Below are 19,835 nucleotides of genomic sequence, written 5' to 3'. Positions count from 1 at the left end.
TTATTTTATTTTGAAGCCAACGCTACATCAACATCATTCTTCAAATCTCCCAAACCGTCTTTTTTGAAAACGATTTTTCCATTTTGATATAAGATCAAAGTAGGGAAGACTTTTACTGTTTTTAAATCAGCGATTACTTGCGGGCTTTCTTCCAGTTCAATTTGAACAATTTTCAGTTTCTCACCATATTGTGTTCTGAGATTTTCTAAAATTGGTTTTACTGTTCTGCAGGTTGCGCAATATTTTGAACCAATGTCAACCAAAACATAATTATTATCGGCAATAATTTTTTTGTACTCCGGCAATGTTAATTTGCTTTTTAAATTGGTGTAAAAAGGTTTTCCGCCACCAATCCAGCTGGCAATTCCGCCTTCTAAAATATACACTTCAGAAAAGCCTCTTTTTATTAATTCGGTTGATAAAAGGCCACTTCTGTAGGCGGCAATTGAATAAATAAATACAGGTTTTGCCGGATTTAGAGCCGCAACCTGTTTTTCATAATCTTCCGATTTAAGATTGAAGTTTACAGCACCTTCAATATGGTTTAATGCAAATTCATCAGTTCCTCTGGCATCAATTATTTGCGGATTTTTTTGACTTTTAATTTTCGCATAAAAGGCATCCAGTAATACAATACTACTGGAGCTTTTATCTTGCGAAAAACCACTTGTGGCAAAAAGAAAAAATAAGACTGTAAAACTACTTTTGAATATTTTGTTTGTCATGATTTGAGATTTAGAATTTTCCAGGGCAATAAAAATTAGCAGTGCTTTCAAAGTTTAATTTTGATTGCACTGCTACATTTAATTTTAGAAAACTAATTTTAGTTTTTAAGACTGAACCTGTTCGTAATAAACCGGACTCGGTGTAACGTTTTCTGGTTTTGCTTTTAATGGAAACGCAACTACACCTTCGGCAAGTGGGCTTCCTTCTTTTTTAGATTTGAATATTGGCCACAAAAACTGTGCGTACCATTCTTCTTGTTTGTATGATTTTGTTCCATATGATTCCGGGTATTTACGAGTGATTAAACCCGTTCCGAAAATCACGTCCCAAATGAAAAACATATTTCCGAAATTTCCTTTAAAGTGCCCAACACCGTCTCCGCTTGTATCTGCGTGATGAGCGTGATGCGTTGCCGGAGTCGAGATCAAACGCTCTAAAACCCATGCAATCGGGTGCAATGCTCTGTATTTATAAAATGGTTTATCCCATTTAAGACTTGAGTGCGCTCCCAAAGTAATGATGCTTTTGATAACCAAAACAAATAAGGCAGGCAATCCTAAACCTAAAAACGTTAAAGTAGCAGTCAAATAAATTTGAGAGAAGAAAAGCGTGTAAATAAAGTTTTGTCTTGAAGCCATCGCCATTCCCATATATGGAGCAGAGTGATGTGTTCTATGAAAACGCCATAAAAACGGAACCTGATGATGCAATCTATGATACCAATATTGTGTTAAATCGTCAGCAATTGCAATCAGGAAAAATCCGCCCCAAAAAGGAACCCATGAAAGTGAATTAGCCAGATTTGGAATTAAATAGGGTAAAGCAGTTAAGCTGAAAAAAGCAATTACGGGTGGTAAAAGCAATTTAGGCGCTAAGAAACAAATGATATCTACTTTGCGTTCCTGACCTGTCCATTCATCATCGTACAAACCTGCTGTAAATTCGACTGCACCTAAAACCAACATGAAAACGGTTAGTCCCCAAGTTCGGATATTTTGGAAAGCAGGTTGTATAAATTCTAAATACGATGGCAATGTAATATGCGATTCTGCTACAAGGCCATTCGTTAATTTGAAATAAAGGAAAATTGCCAATACAGGCAAACTGTATATTAAAAGACTAATACTTAAATCTCTTGTTAGTTTTTCTTTTTGAACTATTGCCATGATTTCTTATTTTAAAAATTGATTAATTAATGCTAAACCTCCCGCCAATATGACTAGCGGAACTAAAAAAACAATCGCTCCCACGATGATTTTTTTTCCTATAATTTCATAGTCTACTCGTTTCATTGCTTCTTTTTTTATTACTTAAGTGCTTTATTAAATCTTTTTAAACCTGTTTTTAAAATCCACCACTAGATTGTTGGTGTAAAAATAAAACTATTAATTCTATCTAATTAGTAGAGTTAAATTTAATTATTTTGTAAGATTTTGTTATATAAGTTGTTTCAGTTCTATTTTTGCTGTCTCTTATTATTTGCAAATTGAATTTTATCCTGCAAGTTTCTAAAACTTCCAGGATAAAATTTTATTAATTAGAACTTCCTGCGCTTCCTGGTTTTGTTGCTTGTTTAATTAAATCCTGAACCGTTTTACCTTTATCGGCACCAGTATTGTGTATTCTTCTGTTGTATACATCTTGCCAGTCGATTAACGGATAAACGTTATTTTCTTTGGCCTGTTCATCAAACAGTTTTTTAAGTTCGGCCAATTTCTCTGGATATTTTTGTGCCAGATTATTACGCTCGTTAAAATCTTCATTTAGATTGTATAATTCCCAAACATCTGCATCAAAATTACTTGGAGCTGGTTTTTCATTTTTCCCAAAAGACTTTTTAACAGCAAAGGAATCTGGTAAATGTGCAGCTCCGGCTTTCCAGCCATCTTTATAAATCGCTCTGTTTCCGAAAATGTAGTAATACTGAACTTTGTGTAATGATTCTGCTTTAGCATTATCCAAAGAAGCATAAAAAGAAGAACCCTGAATAATATCCTGTTTTACATTCTTGATGTATTCCGGAGCTTTTATTCCTGTAATATCAAGAGTGGTAGGAAGCAAATCGGTTACATGGCTGTATTGATTTCTGATACCACCTTTGTCTTTAATTCCGTTTGGATAAAAAACGATAAGCGGATTATGAGTTCCTCCTTCAGATTGTGCATCTTGTTTCCAGTTTTTGAAAGGAACGTTTGTTGCTTGTGCCCACCCTAAAGGGAAGTTGGTATTTAAACCTTTTGCCGTTCCGATTTCGTCAATGTTAGCTAAGTTTTTCTTCAGGTTTTCTTCATCAGATGTTCCTTGCGAAAACAAACTTTGGTTGATTGTGCCTTCTGTCGTACCTTCTTTACTGGCTCCATTATCTCCAATCGCAACAAAAATTATGGTATTGTCTAACTGATTGGTTTCTTTTAGATAATTCACAACTCTCCCCACTTCATAATCTGTATAAGTTAAAAATCCTGCATAGACTTCCATAAAACGGGCATATACTTTCTTTTGATCCGGAGTTAGTTTTTTCCAGTCTGTAATTAACGGATTGCGTTCGGGTAAAACGGCACTAGACGGAATTACACCCAGTTTCTTTTGGTTTGCAATAACTTCTTCGCGGTAAGCGTCCCAGCCTTTGTCAAATTTTCCTTTGTATGGATCACTCCATTTTGTAGCTACCTGATGTGGTGCATGAGCAGCTCCAGGTGCGTAGTACAAAAAGAAAGGTTTTCCGGGTGCTGCTTTTTGCTGCGTTTTAATATAGCTAATGGCTTTGTCAGTAATTAATTCATTTAAATGGCGTCCGTCAGGCGTAACGTGAACCTGATCTTCAACTAAATCTGGATTGTATTGATCGGTTTGTGAACCTAAGAATCCGTAGAAATGATCGAAACCTTTTCCGGTTGGCCATCTGTCAAATGGTCCTGCATCTGTTGCTTCTTCATCTGGAGTCACACCGTATTTACCAACAGCAAAAGTGTTATAACCGTTTTCGCGTAAGATTTCTGCAATCGTTCCTTTGTCAGAAGGAATTCTTCCGTCCCAACCTGGGAAACCGGCGGATAAAATAGTATGTGAAAAACCGCTTACGTGTACTCTTCCTGAATTTCTTCCAGTTAAAAGCGCCGCACGGGTAGGGGCACAAATCGCAGTTGTATGAAAGTTGGTATAACGTAAACCATTATTTGCTAAAGCATCAAAAGTTGGCGTTTGAATCAAACCTCCAAAAGCTGTCGAAGCCCCAAATCCTACATCATCCAACAAAATCCAGATTACGTTTGGTGCCCCTTTAGGTGCTTTTACGGGCTCTGGCCAATATTCTTTAGAATCGGCTAAGGTTTTTCCGATTACACCTTTAAATTCTTCTGGTTTTGTTTGGGCAAAGCCAAATTGTACTGCTAGCAATGCCGTAATCAAGAGTCCTTTTTTAGGACTTTTGATTGAAATGTTATTTTTAAATTCTTTCATAATTTATAGTTTTAATTGTGGTTAATTGTTAATATCCAGGGTTTTGTGGTAAACCATCAGGATTGATGCTTCTTTCGCTTTGCGGAATCGGATACAGATTATTTCTTTCAGAAACCGAGTTTTTAGCAGTTACCTTTTTTACTTCAGTAACTAAAGTTCCCCAACGCACTAAATCGAACCATCTTTGTCCTTCCTGAACAAATTCTTTTTTGCGCTCTTCCTGAATAGCAGCTCTAAAAGAGGTTTGCGTTAATCCAGTTAAATCTATTGTTGGATCTGGCGTATTGATATCTTTTCCGTAAGCTCTTCTTCTCACCTGATTAATCAATTCATAAGCTTCCGGAGTTGGTGCTCCCTGCTCGTTTATCGCTTCCGCTAAAGACAATAAAATGTCGGCATAACGAATAAGGGGAAAATTGATTGCTACGTTGCCCGGAGTTGCCAAATTGGTTAAATCCAAATATTTTTTAAAAATCGGTTTTGGAAAAGTATAGAGCGTTCCGGTAGCTGGATTCAACAATTGTTTAGCATAGCTCACATCTCTTCTAGTATCTTCAGGAGCATAGATATCATAAAACAAGGCTACATCCGAAATAATATCAGCCGGTTCTGTTGCAGTGAATCCTGTAAATGAAGTAGATTGAAAAGTACTTCCGCTTGAACCGTTTCCGGCTTGGTTCTTTTCAAACTGAACAGAAAAAATATGTTCTTTGCCATTCTTTTTTGCTTTATTAAAAATGTCTGCGAAATTTTCAAAAAGAGCATATCCGTATCCTCCATTAATTACTTCTCTTGATTTTGCAATCGCATTTGGCCAGTCTTTTCTGGTTAGATAGACTTTGGCTAAAATTGCCTTTGCAGCTCCAGAAGTTGCGCGTCCGGCATCAGTTGCAGGATAAGTTGCTGGCAAACTTTCAGCATCTTTTAAATCGGATATAATTTGAGTATAAACTTCTTCAACAGAAGCTCTCTTGGCTTTTAAGTTTTCCAATTCAATAGAAGTTGGCTCGTGTAAAACAATTGGAACACCTCCCCAAATACGAACTGCCTGAAAGTATAATAATCCTCTGATGAATTTAGCTTCATTAATCAATCTCGTCTTAACTGCTTCCGTACCAGCGACCTTTGGGATATTATCAATCGATACATTCGCCCTGTTGATTCCTGCATAAATTTGGCGCCAGGCCACCTGAACACGGTCATTAGTGGCATCGTGCGTTAAACTGCTCATTGCTCTTACCTGTGGATTTGTTGCAGAAACTCCTGCCGCCGCATAATCAGATCCCATATCGGTTAGGAAATAAAGATTTCTTCCAAATAAACTTTGCTCTCCCGGATCAAGGCTTAAAGAAGCATAAACTGCAGTTACACTTGCAACAGCGTCGTCTTGTGTTTTGAAGTAATTATCTTCGGTTACAAAAGAGGTTGGTGTTACCTCTAAATCTGCACACGATACAAATAGACCGGCACTAAATATGAATGTTATAAATATCTTTTTCATCGTTTATTTTTTTACTTAGAAAGTTATGTTCAGTCCCGAAATGAATGTTTTAGAGTTTGGATAAGAACCAAAGTCAATTCCCGGGTATAAGTTGTTTTGTTCGTATGAACTTACCTCTGGATCGTAACCAGTGTATTTTGTCCATGTAATTAAGTTCTCTGCAGAAACGTAGAATTTAATACTCTTTGCTTTTAATCTTGTTGAAATACTCTTAGGTAAAGTATAGCCTAAAGTGATTAGTTTTAGTCTTAAGAAAGAAGCATCTTCAACATAACGTTCTGAAACAATTCCAAGAGGAGAACTTGTTGCTCTTGGAATTTCATTACTTGGATTTGTTGGTGTCCAGCGATCTTCGAGCGTAACGTTAGCATTAGTTCCAAGAGTCGAAATCTCTAATTGCTGATTCAGTGCATTGAATATTTTTCCACCAGAAGCTCCCTGAAAAGAGAAATTCAAATCAAAATCGTGGTACGAAATCGTGTTGCTGAAACTTCCAACAAATTTTGGTTGAGAACTTCCAAGATTTCCTTTATCAAGAGCCGTAATTACACCATCGCCATTGCTATCAACATATCTTCTGTCTCCCACTTTTGTGTTGGCTAAACTGTTGATTTTTGGTTGTGTGTTAACTTCTTCCTGAGTCTGGAAAATTCCATTCGTTCTGTATCCCCAGAAAGTTCCTAAAGGCAAACCAACTTTTACGGTTACAGGCTGTTGTTGCAATAACGAACCATTTGGGACAACCGGGAAAAACTGATCAACTCCATTTCCAATAGAAACGACTTTGTTTTTGTTGGTAGAGAAAACGAAATTAGAATTCCATGAGAAATTGTCGGTTTTGATATTTTCTGTAATCAAACCAATTTCAAGACCTTTATTTTCAACTCCACCAATATTCTGTAGAACAGTTGCATAACCAGAAGTCAACGGAATTGGTACATTGATCAATAAATCATTTGTTTTCTTGTAATACACATCAAAAACAAAATTGATTTTTCTGTCTAATAAGGATAAGTCTAAACCAATATTATATTGATTTGTTTTTTCCCATTTCAAATCCGGATTTGCCAATCGGGTAGGAGCTAAACCTGTTTGCAATGTTCCTCCAAAAGCATAATTTACAGAACCCATTTGCGCTAAAGAAAGGTAGTTTCCAATTTCCTGATTTCCGGTTGTTCCTGCTGTTATTCTCAGTTTGGCTTCTGTTACACCTTTGATGTTGTTCGCAAATTCTTCATCCGTAATATTCCATGAAAATCCTGCCGATGGGAAATAACCCCAAAGCGATTCTGAACCAAATCTTGAAGAACCGTCTGCACGTCCTGAAAGCGTAAAGTTGTATTTTCCTTTATACGAGTAGTTTACTCTGGCTAACCATGATTTTAAAACACTTTCAAAAGCATCACTATAAGGTTTTACCGGAACACCATCTTGTAAAGCATTGTAAGTATTGGCATCATTTACAAAAGTATTGGCACCAGCATTTACAACTTCTCCTTTTGTGTATTGAAGTGTGTATCCTCCTAAAACAGAGAACTTGTGATTTTCGCCAAAATTAGTGTTGTAGTTTAAAGTGTTTTCATTCAAAACAGAACTTACTAATCTGTTACCAACAGAAGCTAAACCTTTAGTACCAGCTCCGGTAGTGGTAGTTGATGGAGCATAATAGTTTTGTTTGGTATCAAGGACATCTCCACTCACAGCCACTTTTGCAGTAAGTTTTTTAGTAATCTTATATTCACCAAATAAACTTGCCAAAATTCTGTTGATTTTAGTTTCGTTAATAGTATTTTCTAAGTCATTAATTGGATTAGGAACAATACCGTTAACAGCTGTAGCGTAAGGATTATCGGTTAAATTATAACTTCCATCAGAGTTTTTGATTGGCACTACCGGAGGTTGATATAAGGCTACAACTAACGGGTTTGGCTGTCTTCCTGCAGAAGAACCACCATTAGTACCGATACCATTGGATATAGAATTACTATAGTTTGCATTTACTCCAAATTTAAAATTCTGAGAATAATTTCTTTCGTAATTAGCACGAAGAGAGATTCGTTTAAAATCGGAAGCGATTACAATTCCTTCCTGTTGAAAGTAACCTGCTGAAATGGAGTAGCGTGATTTCTCATCTCCGCCTGAAAAAGATAATTGATGATTTTGTATTGGTGCAGCAGTTCTAAAAACAGCATCCTGCCAGTCATAACTTCCTGAAGTTTTAAACGCTTCTATTTGATCAGCTGAAAAAGAAGGGGCCTGACCAATACTTGCCTGAACATCATTACGTAAGCTAGCCCATTGGCTGGCATTCATTAAATCTAGTTTTTTAGAAACATTTTGAAATCCAAAATAACCCTGGTAAGAAATAATATCCTGACCTTTTGTTCCTTTTTTTGTGGTGATAATTACCACTCCATTAGCTCCACGTGATCCGTAGATTGCTGTTGCAGAAGCATCTTTTAATACTTCAATAGACTCAATATCACCAGGATTAATAGTTGATAACACATTGACAGTTGCACCTGCATTTGTTACCCCGGCAGTACTGTTGTTATTGTCATTGTAAATTAAGATTCCATCAAGTACATACAGCGGCTCATTACCAGCCGTAATTGAGTTTCCTCCTCTAATACGTACACTGGACGACGCGCCGGGACGACCAGAACTTTGTGTAACTACCACCCCTGGAATGGCACCACGCAATAAGTTATCTGCCGATGAGGTAACCTGCGAAAGATTGGCTTTTGGAACAGAAGCGACAGAACCTGTAATGTCTTTTCGTTTTTGAGAACCGTATCCTACAACTACTAATTCATCTAGTTCCTGGCGTTCTTCTTTAATGCCTATCGTTACCGGGTTTTTATCAACAATAACTTCGGTTTTTTTGTATCCAATATAACTTATGATTAAAGTATAAGGTAATTTCTGACCGGTTTGAAAGTAAAATTTTCCTTCTGCATCGGTTTGAACTCCGTGAGTTGTTCCTTTAATAACTACTGAAGCTCCAATAATGGGCTGATTTGTAACGTCATCAACTATAGTTCCATCTAATTTTGACTGAATTAACGGCGTCGTATTTTGAGCATTAACCCCTGCCGTCAGAAGCAGGAGAAATAGTAATGAGTATGTTTTTAATTTTTTTTTCATTTCTTTGTACTGGTTTAAGTAATTAACAAGACGCCCTGGGCGCTGATTTTTCAGCACCTGTAAATGTGTTCTTGATTTAGCGATAAATATTCTTTAAGCCTCGCCATTTCTGTTGCCGCAGAAATGGCTTTTTTTATTTATAAACAGCAGCGGTGCATCTTTTTCATTTTTAGTTTATTTAGTTATTAATTATTTTTTTTGATTTATAGGTATAGTTTCAAGAATCTGATTAATACAGAAATGTATTAAATAGATTATTGGAATTTTCAATAAGTATTCTTTTGGTGAATTTTAAAAAGATTCGTTTTTGGTTCCGATTTAGAATGAATAAGAAAATCATCGGTTAACGAAAAAAAATGCTGAGATTTAGCAACAGAAGCACATATAACAAAAAGTGTTATAAGTGTATTTTTTTTGAAGATTTAAATACGATATGCTTGCGGTTGTTTTCAAAATATAGTTTTTTTGGTTTTAAATATGATTTTAAACTCTACTAATCCTATAGACAAAGTTAATTTTAATCTAATAAAAACCAAAAATTTCTGAAGTTTTTTTTGAAATTAGTTGGAAAGGCATATTTTTTTATTTCTTTTTAAGTAGTTAAGTTGTTGATTGTTAGTATTTTGATTGTAATTTTCTTAAGGTGTAAAATGTTAAAAAACTATAGTTTATAAACCTGAAAAAGTAAGTATTTTATATCTTTTTTTAAGTTTTAAAGCTCTCAAAAAAGTAAAGAATGGAAATGAAAACGTCTAAAAAAGACTATTTTATATTCCGCTACAAGTTTTTATGCAAAAACTAGAGTCATTTTTGAAGTTGATTTTGAATAAATTAGACTAATTTTATAGATATTAAAATAAATTCAAATTTTTTATTCATCCTATAAATAAATACTTATATTTGTAATAAGTATTTATACGTAGTTTTATATTTTTAAAATGATAAAAGTAAGTGAAGCTTTAGCGATAGTGGCTGAAAACAGTTCGAATATGCCGGTTCAAATAATTCCGGTTCGTAAAGCACTGGGTTATATCCTGGCAGAAACATTATATTCTCCAATTGATATGCCGCCTTTTCGCCAATCGGCTATGGATGGTTATGCCTTCATTCACAGCGAAAAACATCAATATGATGTAATAAGTACTTCGCAGGCTGGAGATCATTCCAATATAAAACTGAATGAAAATGAAGCTGTACGTATTTTTACCGGAGCTTTTGTTCCAAAAAACGCAGATACAGTGGTAATGCAGGAGCATGTTTTAGCAAATAAGGATTCGATTTTAATTGCTGCTATGCCACCGCAATTTTCTAATATTCGCAATAAAGGAGAACAAATTGCAAAAGAAGAAGTTGTTTTTGAAGCCAATACTTTAATAACGCCTGCTGCAATTGGATTTTTAGCTTGTTTGGGAATAACGGAAATAACAGTTTATAAAAAGCCGAAAGTGGCTATTTTAGTAACCGGAAACGAATTGGTAAAACCAGGTAAAAAATTACCGAAAGGTAAAATTTACGAAAGTAATTCGGTAATGTTAGAAGCCGCGCTTCAGACAATCGGAATCAATAAGACAAAAGTCTATAAGGTAAAAGACAATCTTAAAGCCACAAAAAAAGCACTAAAAGGGATTCTTGAAAAATATGATGTTGTTTTAATTTCTGGAGGAATTTCTGTTGGAGATTATGATTTCGTAAAAGATGCCTTATTAGCAAATGGAGTAGAGGAGCTTTTTTATAAAATCAACCAAAAGCCTGGAAAACCAATGTTCTTTGGATCTAAAAAGGATACTTTAGTATTTGCTTTGCCTGGGAATCCGGCTTCATCATTGACCAATTTTTATATCTATGTTTATCCTGCAATTAAAAACCGAATGGGATTCTCAGATATTCATTTGCCAAAATTAGTTCGCAAGTTAAATGGTGCTGTAACCAATACAACTGGAAAAACACTGTTTTTAAAAGCACTCTATGATGAAACCAATGTCACCATTTTAGATAGTCAGGCTTCATCAATGCTAAATACGTTTGCAATTGCCAACAGTTTATTGATTGTTCCGGATGATGTTGAAGCTTTTAAAAAAGGACAATTAGTGACTTTATTGCCGATTAATTAGAATGTTTTAAGAATAAAGAATAAAGAATAAAGAATAAAGAATAAAGAATAAAGAATAAAGAATAAAGAATAAAGAATAAAGAATAAAGAATAAAGAATTTCAAACTTAGACAGCAGTGTGTAATTTTAAACATACAGCAATAACTTGAAACTTTAAACAAAGAAAACCTGAAACAAAAAACAAATGAATCTCCTTAGTTCCGAAAATATCCTCCTTTTTAGCTTTGCATTAATTGTGATTGCATTTTTATATTCAAGCGTTGGACATGGTGGAGCTTCGGGTTATTTGGCTTTGATGACTATTTTTGCTTTTCCTGTTTCAGTGATGAAACCATCGGCTTTACTATTGAATTTATTTGTTTCGAGTATTTCGTTTTTCTTTTATTATCGAATGAATTATTTTAAACCGAAATTGTTTTATCCGTTTGCAATAGCTTCAATACCAGCTGCGTTTATTGGTGGTTTTATCACTTTGGATAATACAGTTTATAAAATTATTTTGGGAATTGTATTGGTTTTTGCAGCGCTAAGATTGTTCGGAATATTCAATTTTAAAGAAAAAGAAGCGGTTCAGATCAATTTACCTTTTGCTTTGGCAATTGGTTTTATTATCGGATTATTATCCGGAATGCTGGGTATCGGTGGTGGAATTATATTGAGTCCGATTTTATTGTTTTTAGGATGGGCTTCGATTAAAGAATCGGCAGCGATTTCGAGTTTGTTCATTTTTGTGAATTCATTCGCCGGAATTATGGGCTTCTTTTTAGGAGGAAAAACAGTTCCGACAGAAAGTTTTTACTTGGTCCCGATTGCCGTTGTAGGTGGCGTTTTGGGTGGCTATTATGGAAGTGGTTATTTCTCTAATAAAACATTAAAAATTGTTTTAGGATCAGTGATTTTAATGGCAAGCATTAAATTAATTTTTCCGTAATAAATTAAAATTAACCGCAAAGTACGCAATGTTCTTTCGCCTAAATAATTTTATTGAACAACAAGGTGCGCAAAGCTTTGTATAGATCTAGCTTTGCGAACTTTACTTTTAAAAAAGTTGCCAATGGATAAAAAACCTTAGCGCTCTTTGCGGTAAAATTTTTTCTCATTTCAACCTGAAACATGAAACAAAGAAAACCTGAAACAAAAATAAAAGTCATGGAAACACTAACAGTATTTATTCTTTGTGGAGGAAAAAGTTCCCGAATGCAGTCAGAAAAAGGATTGGTTTTGTTTCAAGATAAGCCATTCATTGAACACATTATTCAGGCGATTTTACCAATTACGGATCAAATAAAATTAATAACAGCAACCAAAGAATATGATTATTTACCGTATCAAAAAATACCGGATATTATTTTAGATAAAGGACCATTAGGAGGAATTTATACGGCATTGACGAATTCTGAAACCGAATTTAATTTGATTTTAAGTTGTGATATTCCGTTAATTTCAACAGAGTTATTATCGGAACTTATTTCAAAACATAATAACGAAGCTGAAATTACAGTTTTTGCTTCAGAAAGCAGATTACATCCGTTGATCGGGATTTATTCTAAAAAAGTATTGCCCGTTATCAAAAGCGCAATTGATAACGATGAATTAAAAATGATGGATTTGCTGGCGAAAATTCCGCATCAAATTCTCAATATTGACGAAAGTGAAAACTTTCATTTAACAAACATTAATTCGGTTGACGAATTAAACGACCTGAATATCAATTTAAGTTAGAAGTTATGCGAAACTCAAAAACACCAAAATTAACAATTGTAGGCGCAGGTCCTGGAGATGTTGAATTGATTACTTTAAAAGCAATAAAGGCGTTAGAAAGTGCCGACGTTGTTTTATACGACGCATTAGTAAACGAAGAATTACTGCAATACGCTACAAACGCAGAAATTGTTTTTGTGGGCAAAAGATTAGGCTGCCATGCCTATACGCAGGATCAAATTAACGAATTGATTGTTTCGATGGCAAATCGACACGGACATGTGGTGCGTTTGAAAGGTGGCGATCCTTTTATCTTTGGAAGAGGAAGCGAAGAAATTGATTATGTTGAGCAATTTGGTTTGGAAACCGCTATTGTTCCCGGAATTTCATCTGCTTTGGGTGTTCCAGCTTCAGTTGGTATTAGTTTGACACAGCGTCAGGTTGCTGAGAGTTTCTGGGTAATTACCGGAACAACATCTAACCACGAATTGTCGAAAGATGTATATTTGGCTTCAAAATCGGCTGCAACGGTGGTGATTTTGATGGGAATGCATAAACTGGAAGAAATAATTTCGATTTATAAAGAAAACCGAACTGATGATTTGCCGATAGCTATCATCCAAAACGGAACAAAAAATACAGAGCAAAAAGTAGTTGGAACTATAAGTTCAATTACTAAATTGGTATCAGAAAAGAAGATTTCTTCTCCGGCCATTATTGTGATTGGTGAAGTGGTTAAAAATACTTCAAAATTGACTTCCTATTTTCAGGAGCATTTTGATGATGAGTTTATCTTTCAGAATTTAAATTTAGAATAATGATCGAAGTTAAATATTTTGGAGCTGTGGCTGAAAGGACCAAATGTGAATTCGAAAAAATCCCTTTTTCTGAAGTTTCACTGCAACAATTATTGCAGGATTTAGAGGAGAAATATCAGTTCGATTCGCTTACTTTCAGCGTTGCAGTAAACCAAAAAATAGTACCAAAGGCCACCAACTTCGCTTTAAAAACAAGTGATATTGTGGCATTGTTACCTCCTTTTGCAGGAGGATAAATAAATTATCATGAAGGATTCAACACGTTATAACCGACAAATAATTCTCCCAGAAATAGGAGAGGCTGGTCAGTACAAATTATCAAAAGCGAAAGTTTTGATAATTGGTGCAGGCGGTTTGGGTGCTGCTGTTTTGCCTTATTTGGCTGCGGCCGGTGTCGGTGAAATTGGAATTGTTGATGATGATGTTATAGAAGTTTCCAATTTACAGCGTCAGGTAATTTATAAAACTTCGGCTGTTGGGAATTACAAAGTGGAGCAAGCCAAAGCAATGGTTTCGGAATTAAATCCGTTAGTGAAAGTGAATGCGATTGCAGAAAAACTTTCAGGAAAAAACGCAGTTTCCTTATTTGAACAATATGATATTGTAGTTGATGCAACAGATAATCTTTCAATAAAATATTTGATAAACGATGCTTGTGTAGTCACAAATAAACCAATGGTTTACGGATCTATTTTTAGATTTCAGGGACAAGTTTCGGTTTTTAATTATCAAAACGGACCAACATATCGCTGTTTATATCCGGATGAAAGCAGCCAGTCTCTAAATTGTGAAGATGCCGGAGTAATCGGGATTTCAGTTGGAATTATAGGAATGCTTCAGGCAAATGAAGTAATCAAAATGATTCTAGAAATAGGAGAGGTGTTGAGTGGTAAAATACTGGTTTATAATGTTTTAAATAATGAGCAGCAAAAGTATGACTTTGAGAAGAATACAATTGCTAAACCGGATAAAAAGACTTTTGAAGAAAAATATAAAGTAACTGAAAATCAGATTGAAGAAATTGCTGCAGAGGTAATTTTGAATGAAATAGATAATGATGAGGTGTTGTTTTTGGATGTTCGAAATGAAGGTGAACTTCCGAAAATTAATTTCAAAAATGGAATTCAGATTCCGCTCATGAATTTAGAAAGCGAAATTGAAAACTTGAATGCAAATCAAACAATTTATGTTTATTGTCAATCCGGAATCAGAAGTAAAGTCGCAGCTGAATTACTTCGGAAAAAGAATTTCAAAAATGTAAAAAGTATTGCTGGTGGAGCTTTGGCTTTAAGCCAAATATTTAAAGAAGAAAAAATTAAGGTATAGCCACAGATTACGCAGATTAAAAGGATTTTAAATTCTTTGCGATGATTTGTTTGCCACGAATTACACAAATTTTCACGAATTAAAAGTTTTAATTCTCACAATCAAAATAAAAATTAGTGAAAATTTGTGTAATTCGTGGCAAGAAAAAATCATATTAATCTGTGTAATCTGTGGCAAAAAAACAGAAAAATGAGTAAAAATGTATTTGTAGAAGGGCCAATTGCTCCTGAATTCATAGCCGAATCAATCGCCAAACACCAATCAAAACATACGATTGGGGCACACAATATTTTTTTGGGACAAGTTCGTGCCGATGTGATTCACGACAATACTGTTGTTGCCATTGATTATTCAGCTTATACGGATATGGCCAACGAAGCTTTGCACGCAATTCGTGAGAAGGCTTTCGCTAAATTCGACTTAACCTGTATGCATATTTATCATAGTTTAGGCGTTGTAAAAGCAGGCGAAATTTGTTTGTTTGTATTTGTCTCGGCAACGCGCAGAAAACAAGTTTATGAAGCAACAGAAGCCATCGTAAACTGGATCAAAACAGATGTACCGATTTTTGGTAAAGAAATGTTTGAAAACGATACATTCACCTGGAAACAAAATACTAATGGTTGATATTACGCATAAAATAAACACTTTAAGAGCCGCAACGGCTACAGCAATTGTCAAAGTCAGCAAACAGGAAACAATTGATGCTGTGGTTAATAATTTGGTTCCAAAAGGAAATGTGCTTGAAATGGCAAAAACGGCAGGATTATTTGCAGTTAAAAACACGCATTTGTCCATTCCGGATTGTCATCCTATTCCAATTGAATTTACTTCTGTGGAATACAAAATTGAAGGTCTGACGATTCAGATTATCTTCAATGTAAAAACAGTTTATAAAACCGGAGTTGAGGTGGAGGCCATGCACGGCGCTTCGATTGTAGCGCTTACGATGTACGATATGTTGAAACCGATTGATAAGGAAATCGAAATTTCGACTATCAAATTAATAAATAAAGAAGGCGGAAAATCTTCTTTCAAAAATAAATTCCCAAACGTAATAAAAGCAGCCGTTTTTGTTTGTTCCGATTCGATTTTTGCAGGAGACAAACAAGATCGTTCCGGAAAAATCATTGTTGAAAAGTTGAATTCTTACGGAGTTGAAACTTCGCATTATGAGATTATTCCGGATGAAATTGATATTATTCAGGAAAGAACAAAGGTTTTCGCCGAAGAGCATCAGTTGGTCATTTTTACGGGAGGAACAGGTTTGTCTCCAAGAGATGTAACACCGGAAGCATTATCACCGTTATTAGAAAGCAGAATTCCCGGAATTGAAGAAGCAATTCGCAATTACGGGCAACAAAGAATGCCGTATGCCATGTTATCAAGAACTGTAGCAGGAACATTAGGAAAAAGTTTGGTTTTGGCTTTGCCGGGATCAACAAACGGAGCCAGAGAATCGATGGATGCTGTTTTTCCGCATGTAATGCACGTTTTTCATATTTTAAAAGGAAAAAATCATGACACCCTCTAAAACCATTTTAACGGATGATTTTGGACGAAAACACAATTATTTGCGTATTTCGTTGCTGGAGAAATGCAATTTGCGTTGTACGTATTGCATGCCTGCTGACGGAATCGCATTGTCTCCAAAAGCCAGTTTAATGACGGCTGATGAGATTTTTGCTGTGGCTCAAATCTTCGTAGAAAATGGCGTTGATAAAATTAGGTTGACGGGTGGAGAACCTTTATTAAGAAAAGATTTTCCGGAGATTATTTCTAAATTAGCAACTTTAAAAACATCACTTTCGATTACCACAAATGGTATTTTAATTGACCGTCATATTGATGCTTTGAAAGAAGCCAATATCAAAAAAATCAATTTGAGTTTAGACACTTTGGTTTCGTCTAAATTTCACACGATAACACTTCGAAATCAGTTTGAAAAGGTAATTGATAATTTGCACTTGCTTTTAAATAATGATTTTCACGTAAAAGTGAATGTTGTTTTAATGAAAGGATTTAATGAAAATGAAATTACTGATTTTGTCCAGTTAACGCAGTTTTTACCGATTTCTGTTCGCTTTATCGAATTTATGCCTTTTGCAGGAAATGAGTGGGACAGAAGCAAAATGGTTTCTCAAAATGAGATTTTATCAGAAGTAAATAATGCATTTTCATCTGAAGAAATTCAAAAATTAGAAGATGAAAAAAACTTCACAGCGAGAACCTATAAAATAAAAGGTTTTCAAGGTGATTTCGGAATCATAAGTTCCATTACAAATCCGTTTTGTGATGGCTGCAACAGAATCCGCCTGACGGCAAATGGTAAAATCAAGAATTGTCTGTTCTCTAATTCAGAAACTGATTTATTGACAGCTTTTAGAAATGGAGAATCCATTACCAATTTGATTTCAGAATCTATTAAAAATAAAAAGAAGGTTAGGGCAGGAATGGTTACGGTTTCTGAAATGGATGATCCGGCATTGCATTTTGACAATCGTAGTATGATTGCGATTGGGGGATGAGCTTCGAGAGAATCTTTGTCAAAGTTTAGAACTTTGACAAAGATAATCACTCAATCTTGTCATCCCGAGGAGCGAGGGATCACACTAGAAACTCCACAATCAATATCGCCAATCTTTATCGAATCCCGAGTATGATCCTTCGTTCCTCGCGATGACAAGCGAGACGCTTAGGTAAATCTCAATCACAAAAAAAGGTTCAACTTTAATCAAGTCAAACCTTCTTCAAATAATTATTTTTTCTTCTTTTTATCCTTTGATTTACTTTTTTTAGCTTTTTCTTTTTCTGCCTTTTTAGCCTTCGCTTTTGCTTTCTTTTCCTTTTCTTTTTTAGCTTTTTCTTTCTTTTTCGTCTCCGCTTTTAGCTTTGCTTTTTTAGCTTTTTCGAGTTTTTTTATAACTGCTTTTATCGCTTTTTCTCTTTTCTTAGCTTTTTCTTTTTTCTCTTTGAGCTTACTTTTTACTTTTTTGTCCTTTGATTTGTTTTTTACAATCTCCAAGGCAATTTCTTCAATATTTAAAATAGCTTGATTATCCTTAGGCTTTTCAATCGTTTTAATTTCAATGATTTCAGGAGTAACTTCTCCAGTTTTAGGTGCGGCTGTTGTTACTCTTTTAACTATTGCTTTCGGAGTACTTTTTGAAGCTGGTTTTACCGGAGTTTGAGCCGTTGCTTTTACAGTTGCTGCCGGAGTTTTAGCCGCAGTTCGTGGTGCTCTTTTAACCGGAGCTTTTGGAGTTGTTGCTTTTGGCGCCGGAGTTTGTGCAGCGGGTTTAACTTCTGTTGTATTTTCAGTAGTTTCTTTTGTAGGTTCTGTTGCTGGTGTTTCAGTTTTTTTAACGGCTGGGGTTCTGGTTGTTCTTTTTATCATAATGGTATGTTTTATAGAGTAAAATAGACTTTAATTAATTGATTATCAAAACAAATTAATAAAGTTGTGATAACATCAAATTTTAGTAAAGCTAAATTTAAGCAATATTTGCATACGTAAATGTTAAGATTTTCCTTAAGAATTTAATTGCTAACGCAATTAATTTTCTACAGCCTCCAGAATCTTAAAATTACTTTTAGGTGCTTCACATAAAGAACAGCAATAACTTTCAGCTAAATCGGTAAATAAAATCCCTTTTGGAATTCCCTGACTTTCATCACCGTATTCCGAATTATAAAGTGTTAAACATTCCTGGCATTGGTAAATGTCCAATTGCGTTTTCTCTTTTTTCTGTGTGTTTTCTGTTGATTCCGGAATAGAATTTCCTAATTCTTCAAAGTATTTTCGACTTAATTCAATTAAGATAGTTGGCAGTTCTAGTTTGTCAATATCCTGTGAATGCACGATATATTCACGAGTATTTGGATCGAAATTCTTTGCAAATAAAACATTATAGGTATCACGAATTTTAATTGATTCTAAGGCTGCTGGCAGTTCATTTTTTTCAACTACAATCGAAGTAAAATAATGGCCGTCGCGATTGTATTCCGAGATTCCGAAAGTCAATCCGTAGGTACTAATATCAAATTGATCAAGTGTTCGAACCAAAAAGGTTTTCAGATTCAAAGCCCATTCCATAGCGACCGGTAAATGCCAATTTAATTCTAATAAGGAGTGACGGACGTTGATTCCTTTTTTGCCGAGAAATTTCTCCCATTCCAGTTTTCGATCCTTCGGAATTCCTTTCACGATAAATGACTTCCAGGGTGTGATACATATTTTTCCGATTTTACAATCAAAACATAAATCGCACATTTCTTTTAGAAAATCCAGATCATACAAGTTATTTCTCCAATATAAACCTAACCAATACTGATCAATCCCCATTCGGTTCATTCCTTCGTAATAGGGGAAAGGATAAAAAGGAACATTCAATGGCTTGTCAATTGTTCTGTTATTGGTATCTAAAGCTTCACTGACCAAGCTGAAAATCATATCAATTCCATAAGATTCTTCAGAAACGATTTTCTCAATTTCATAATAAAAAGTAGCAATATCCCAGCTGTAAATCAAAACTGGATAAACTTCCATACGTTCCCATTTTGGCAAACGAATGTATAAGTACCAGTAATCTTCATGCTCCGAAGCAATAAAGTTTAAATGACCTGTAAACAACGGAACTAACTGTTGCTTAGGGTCATTAATGTTGACTTTTAGCTTTGGCTGTTCTTTGAACTGCTCTAAAATATATAAGAATTTGTTTCCCGTAAGCCAATTGGTATTTCTGAAAATATCAGTTGAAACATACGATGAAACAATGTTGTTACCACTTTTTTCATTTGGAAAAACAAAATGATGTTTCCCGATTTTTTCTTTGCTGGAAAGATTTAATCCTTTTGGGAAAATGATATCCTGTCTTGATCCAAATGAAATCGAATCCAAACCATGATCCATTGCCATATTGACTACTTCACGTAATTCTCCTGGCGAAATAACGCCTCCTTTTACTATTAATCTTGTCAATTCCATATGCTTTTTGTTTCAGGTTTCAAGTTTTTTTTAGTTTCAAGTTTTGGGTTGCTGGATTGT

The 19,835-nt window shown here is 34.9% G+C and carries 16 protein-coding genes; 9 read left to right on the top strand and 7 right to left on the bottom strand.

The window, feature by feature from the left end; genetic code table 11:
• Positions 1-5: 5 nt before the first annotated feature.
• The 5 genes from AC3ITQ_RS20625 to AC3ITQ_RS20605 form a co-directional block, all read right to left on the bottom strand.
• Positions 6-725 (bottom strand): rhodanese-like domain-containing protein, encoded by a 720-nt coding sequence (locus AC3ITQ_RS20625; protein WP_489235975.1) that lies wholly within the window; start codon positions 723-725, stop codon positions 6-8.
• A 105-nt stretch (positions 726-830) separates the two neighbouring features.
• Positions 831-1,892 (bottom strand): sterol desaturase family protein, encoded by a 1,062-nt coding sequence (locus AC3ITQ_RS20620; RefSeq protein WP_489235974.1) that lies wholly within the window; start codon positions 1,890-1,892, stop codon positions 831-833.
• A 367-nt stretch (positions 1,893-2,259) separates the two neighbouring features.
• The gene (locus AC3ITQ_RS20615; protein WP_489235973.1) at positions 2,260-4,185 is read right to left on the bottom strand and encodes an arylsulfatase; all 1,926 of its coding nucleotides are present in this window, start codon (positions 4,183-4,185) and stop codon (positions 2,260-2,262) included.
• A 28-nt stretch (positions 4,186-4,213) separates the two neighbouring features.
• Positions 4,214-5,686 (bottom strand): RagB/SusD family nutrient uptake outer membrane protein, encoded by a 1,473-nt coding sequence (locus tag AC3ITQ_RS20610; RefSeq protein WP_489235972.1) that lies wholly within the window; start codon positions 5,684-5,686, stop codon positions 4,214-4,216.
• 15 nt (positions 5,687-5,701) lie between these two features.
• A complete protein-coding gene (locus AC3ITQ_RS20605; protein ID WP_489235971.1) occupies positions 5,702-8,833 on the bottom strand; it encodes a SusC/RagA family TonB-linked outer membrane protein in 3,132 nt (1,043 codons plus the stop codon).
• Positions 8,834-9,771: 938 nt separating this feature from the next.
• Between AC3ITQ_RS20605 and AC3ITQ_RS20600 the strand changes: the two genes are divergently transcribed.
• The 9 genes from AC3ITQ_RS20600 (at position 9,772) to moaA (ending at position 17,316) form a co-directional block, all read left to right on the top strand.
• Positions 9,772-10,944, top strand: a complete 1,173-nt coding sequence (locus tag AC3ITQ_RS20600; protein ID WP_489235970.1) for a molybdopterin molybdotransferase MoeA — start codon at positions 9,772-9,774, stop codon at positions 10,942-10,944.
• 183 nt (positions 10,945-11,127) lie between these two features.
• On the top strand, positions 11,128-11,874 hold the full coding sequence (locus AC3ITQ_RS20595; RefSeq protein WP_489235969.1) for a sulfite exporter TauE/SafE family protein: 747 nt from the start codon (positions 11,128-11,130) through the stop codon (positions 11,872-11,874).
• Positions 11,875-12,092: 218 nt separating this feature from the next.
• Positions 12,093-12,665: a molybdenum cofactor guanylyltransferase gene (locus tag AC3ITQ_RS20590; RefSeq protein WP_489235968.1), complete on the top strand. Its 573-nt coding sequence runs from the start codon at positions 12,093-12,095 to the stop codon at positions 12,663-12,665.
• Between the two features lie 5 nt (positions 12,666-12,670).
• Positions 12,671-13,462 (top strand): uroporphyrinogen-III C-methyltransferase, encoded by a 792-nt coding sequence (gene cobA, locus AC3ITQ_RS20585; protein WP_489235967.1) that lies wholly within the window; start codon positions 12,671-12,673, stop codon positions 13,460-13,462.
• Positions 13,462-13,698, top strand: a complete 237-nt coding sequence (locus AC3ITQ_RS20580) for a MoaD/ThiS family protein (RefSeq protein ID WP_489235966.1) — start codon at positions 13,462-13,464, stop codon at positions 13,696-13,698. The genes cobA and AC3ITQ_RS20580 overlap by 1 nt, the downstream gene beginning before the upstream one ends.
• Positions 13,699-13,708: 10 nt before the next feature.
• Positions 13,709-14,788, top strand: coding sequence for a molybdopterin-synthase adenylyltransferase MoeB (gene moeB, locus AC3ITQ_RS20575; RefSeq protein ID WP_489235965.1), 1,080 nt, complete (start codon positions 13,709-13,711; stop codon positions 14,786-14,788).
• Positions 14,789-14,977: 189 nt separating this feature from the next.
• On the top strand, positions 14,978-15,415 hold the full coding sequence (locus AC3ITQ_RS20570) for a molybdenum cofactor biosynthesis protein MoaE (protein WP_072972525.1): 438 nt from the start codon (positions 14,978-14,980) through the stop codon (positions 15,413-15,415).
• Positions 15,408-16,322, top strand: coding sequence for a bifunctional molybdenum cofactor biosynthesis protein MoaC/MoaB (gene moaCB, locus AC3ITQ_RS20565; protein WP_489235964.1), 915 nt, complete (start codon positions 15,408-15,410; stop codon positions 16,320-16,322). Before AC3ITQ_RS20570 ends, moaCB begins: the two co-directional genes overlap by 8 nt.
• Positions 16,309-17,316: a GTP 3',8-cyclase MoaA gene (moaA, locus tag AC3ITQ_RS20560; RefSeq protein ID WP_489235963.1), complete on the top strand. Its 1,008-nt coding sequence runs from the start codon at positions 16,309-16,311 to the stop codon at positions 17,314-17,316. Before moaCB ends, moaA begins: the two co-directional genes overlap by 14 nt.
• A 230-nt stretch (positions 17,317-17,546) precedes the next feature.
• Here the strand turns inward: moaA and AC3ITQ_RS20555 are convergent, their stop codons facing one another.
• Entirely contained in the window at positions 17,547-18,185 is a 639-nt protein-coding gene (locus AC3ITQ_RS20555; protein ID WP_489235962.1) for a hypothetical protein, read from the bottom strand.
• 159 nt (positions 18,186-18,344) lie between these two features.
• Positions 18,345-19,775 (bottom strand): rubredoxin, encoded by a 1,431-nt coding sequence (locus tag AC3ITQ_RS20550; RefSeq protein WP_489235961.1) that lies wholly within the window; start codon positions 19,773-19,775, stop codon positions 18,345-18,347.
• Positions 19,776-19,835: the final 60 nt, after the last annotated feature.

This window comes from Flavobacterium sp. KH_001, from assembly GCF_057840745.1.
The sequence above is the reverse complement of the archived record's forward strand: the minus strand, read 5'-3'. Positions and strand labels throughout refer to the sequence as shown.

Excerpts from the sequence above, each read along its gene's own strand:
- AC3ITQ_RS20625 (WP_489235975.1), bottom strand. The coding sequence starts at position 725 with ATGACAAACAAAATATTCAAAAGTAGTTTTACAGTCTTATTTTTTCTT.
- cobA (WP_489235967.1), top strand. The coding sequence starts at position 12,671 with ATGCGAAACTCAAAAACACCAAAATTAACAATTGTAGGCGCAGGTCCT.
- AC3ITQ_RS20570 (WP_072972525.1), top strand. The coding sequence starts at position 14,978 with ATGAGTAAAAATGTATTTGTAGAAGGGCCAATTGCTCCTGAATTCATA.
- moeB (WP_489235965.1), top strand. The coding sequence starts at position 13,709 with ATGAAGGATTCAACACGTTATAACCGACAAATAATTCTCCCAGAAATA.
- AC3ITQ_RS20600 (WP_489235970.1), top strand. The coding sequence starts at position 9,772 with ATGATAAAAGTAAGTGAAGCTTTAGCGATAGTGGCTGAAAACAGTTCG.
- AC3ITQ_RS20555 (WP_489235962.1), bottom strand. The coding sequence starts at position 18,185 with ATGATAAAAAGAACAACCAGAACCCCAGCCGTTAAAAAAACTGAAACA.
- AC3ITQ_RS20550 (WP_489235961.1), bottom strand. The coding sequence starts at position 19,775 with ATGGAATTGACAAGATTAATAGTAAAAGGAGGCGTTATTTCGCCAGGA.
- moaCB (WP_489235964.1), top strand. The coding sequence starts at position 15,408 with ATGGTTGATATTACGCATAAAATAAACACTTTAAGAGCCGCAACGGCT.
- AC3ITQ_RS20595 (WP_489235969.1), top strand. The coding sequence starts at position 11,128 with ATGAATCTCCTTAGTTCCGAAAATATCCTCCTTTTTAGCTTTGCATTA.
- AC3ITQ_RS20605 (WP_489235971.1), bottom strand. The coding sequence starts at position 8,833 with ATGAAAAAAAAATTAAAAACATACTCATTACTATTTCTCCTGCTTCTG.
- AC3ITQ_RS20580 (WP_489235966.1), top strand. The coding sequence starts at position 13,462 with ATGATCGAAGTTAAATATTTTGGAGCTGTGGCTGAAAGGACCAAATGT.
- AC3ITQ_RS20620 (WP_489235974.1), bottom strand. The coding sequence starts at position 1,892 with ATGGCAATAGTTCAAAAAGAAAAACTAACAAGAGATTTAAGTATTAGT.
- AC3ITQ_RS20610 (WP_489235972.1), bottom strand. The coding sequence starts at position 5,686 with ATGAAAAAGATATTTATAACATTCATATTTAGTGCCGGTCTATTTGTA.
- AC3ITQ_RS20590 (WP_489235968.1), top strand. The coding sequence starts at position 12,093 with ATGGAAACACTAACAGTATTTATTCTTTGTGGAGGAAAAAGTTCCCGA.
- AC3ITQ_RS20615 (WP_489235973.1), bottom strand. The coding sequence starts at position 4,185 with ATGAAAGAATTTAAAAATAACATTTCAATCAAAAGTCCTAAAAAAGGA.
- moaA (WP_489235963.1), top strand. The coding sequence starts at position 16,309 with ATGACACCCTCTAAAACCATTTTAACGGATGATTTTGGACGAAAACAC.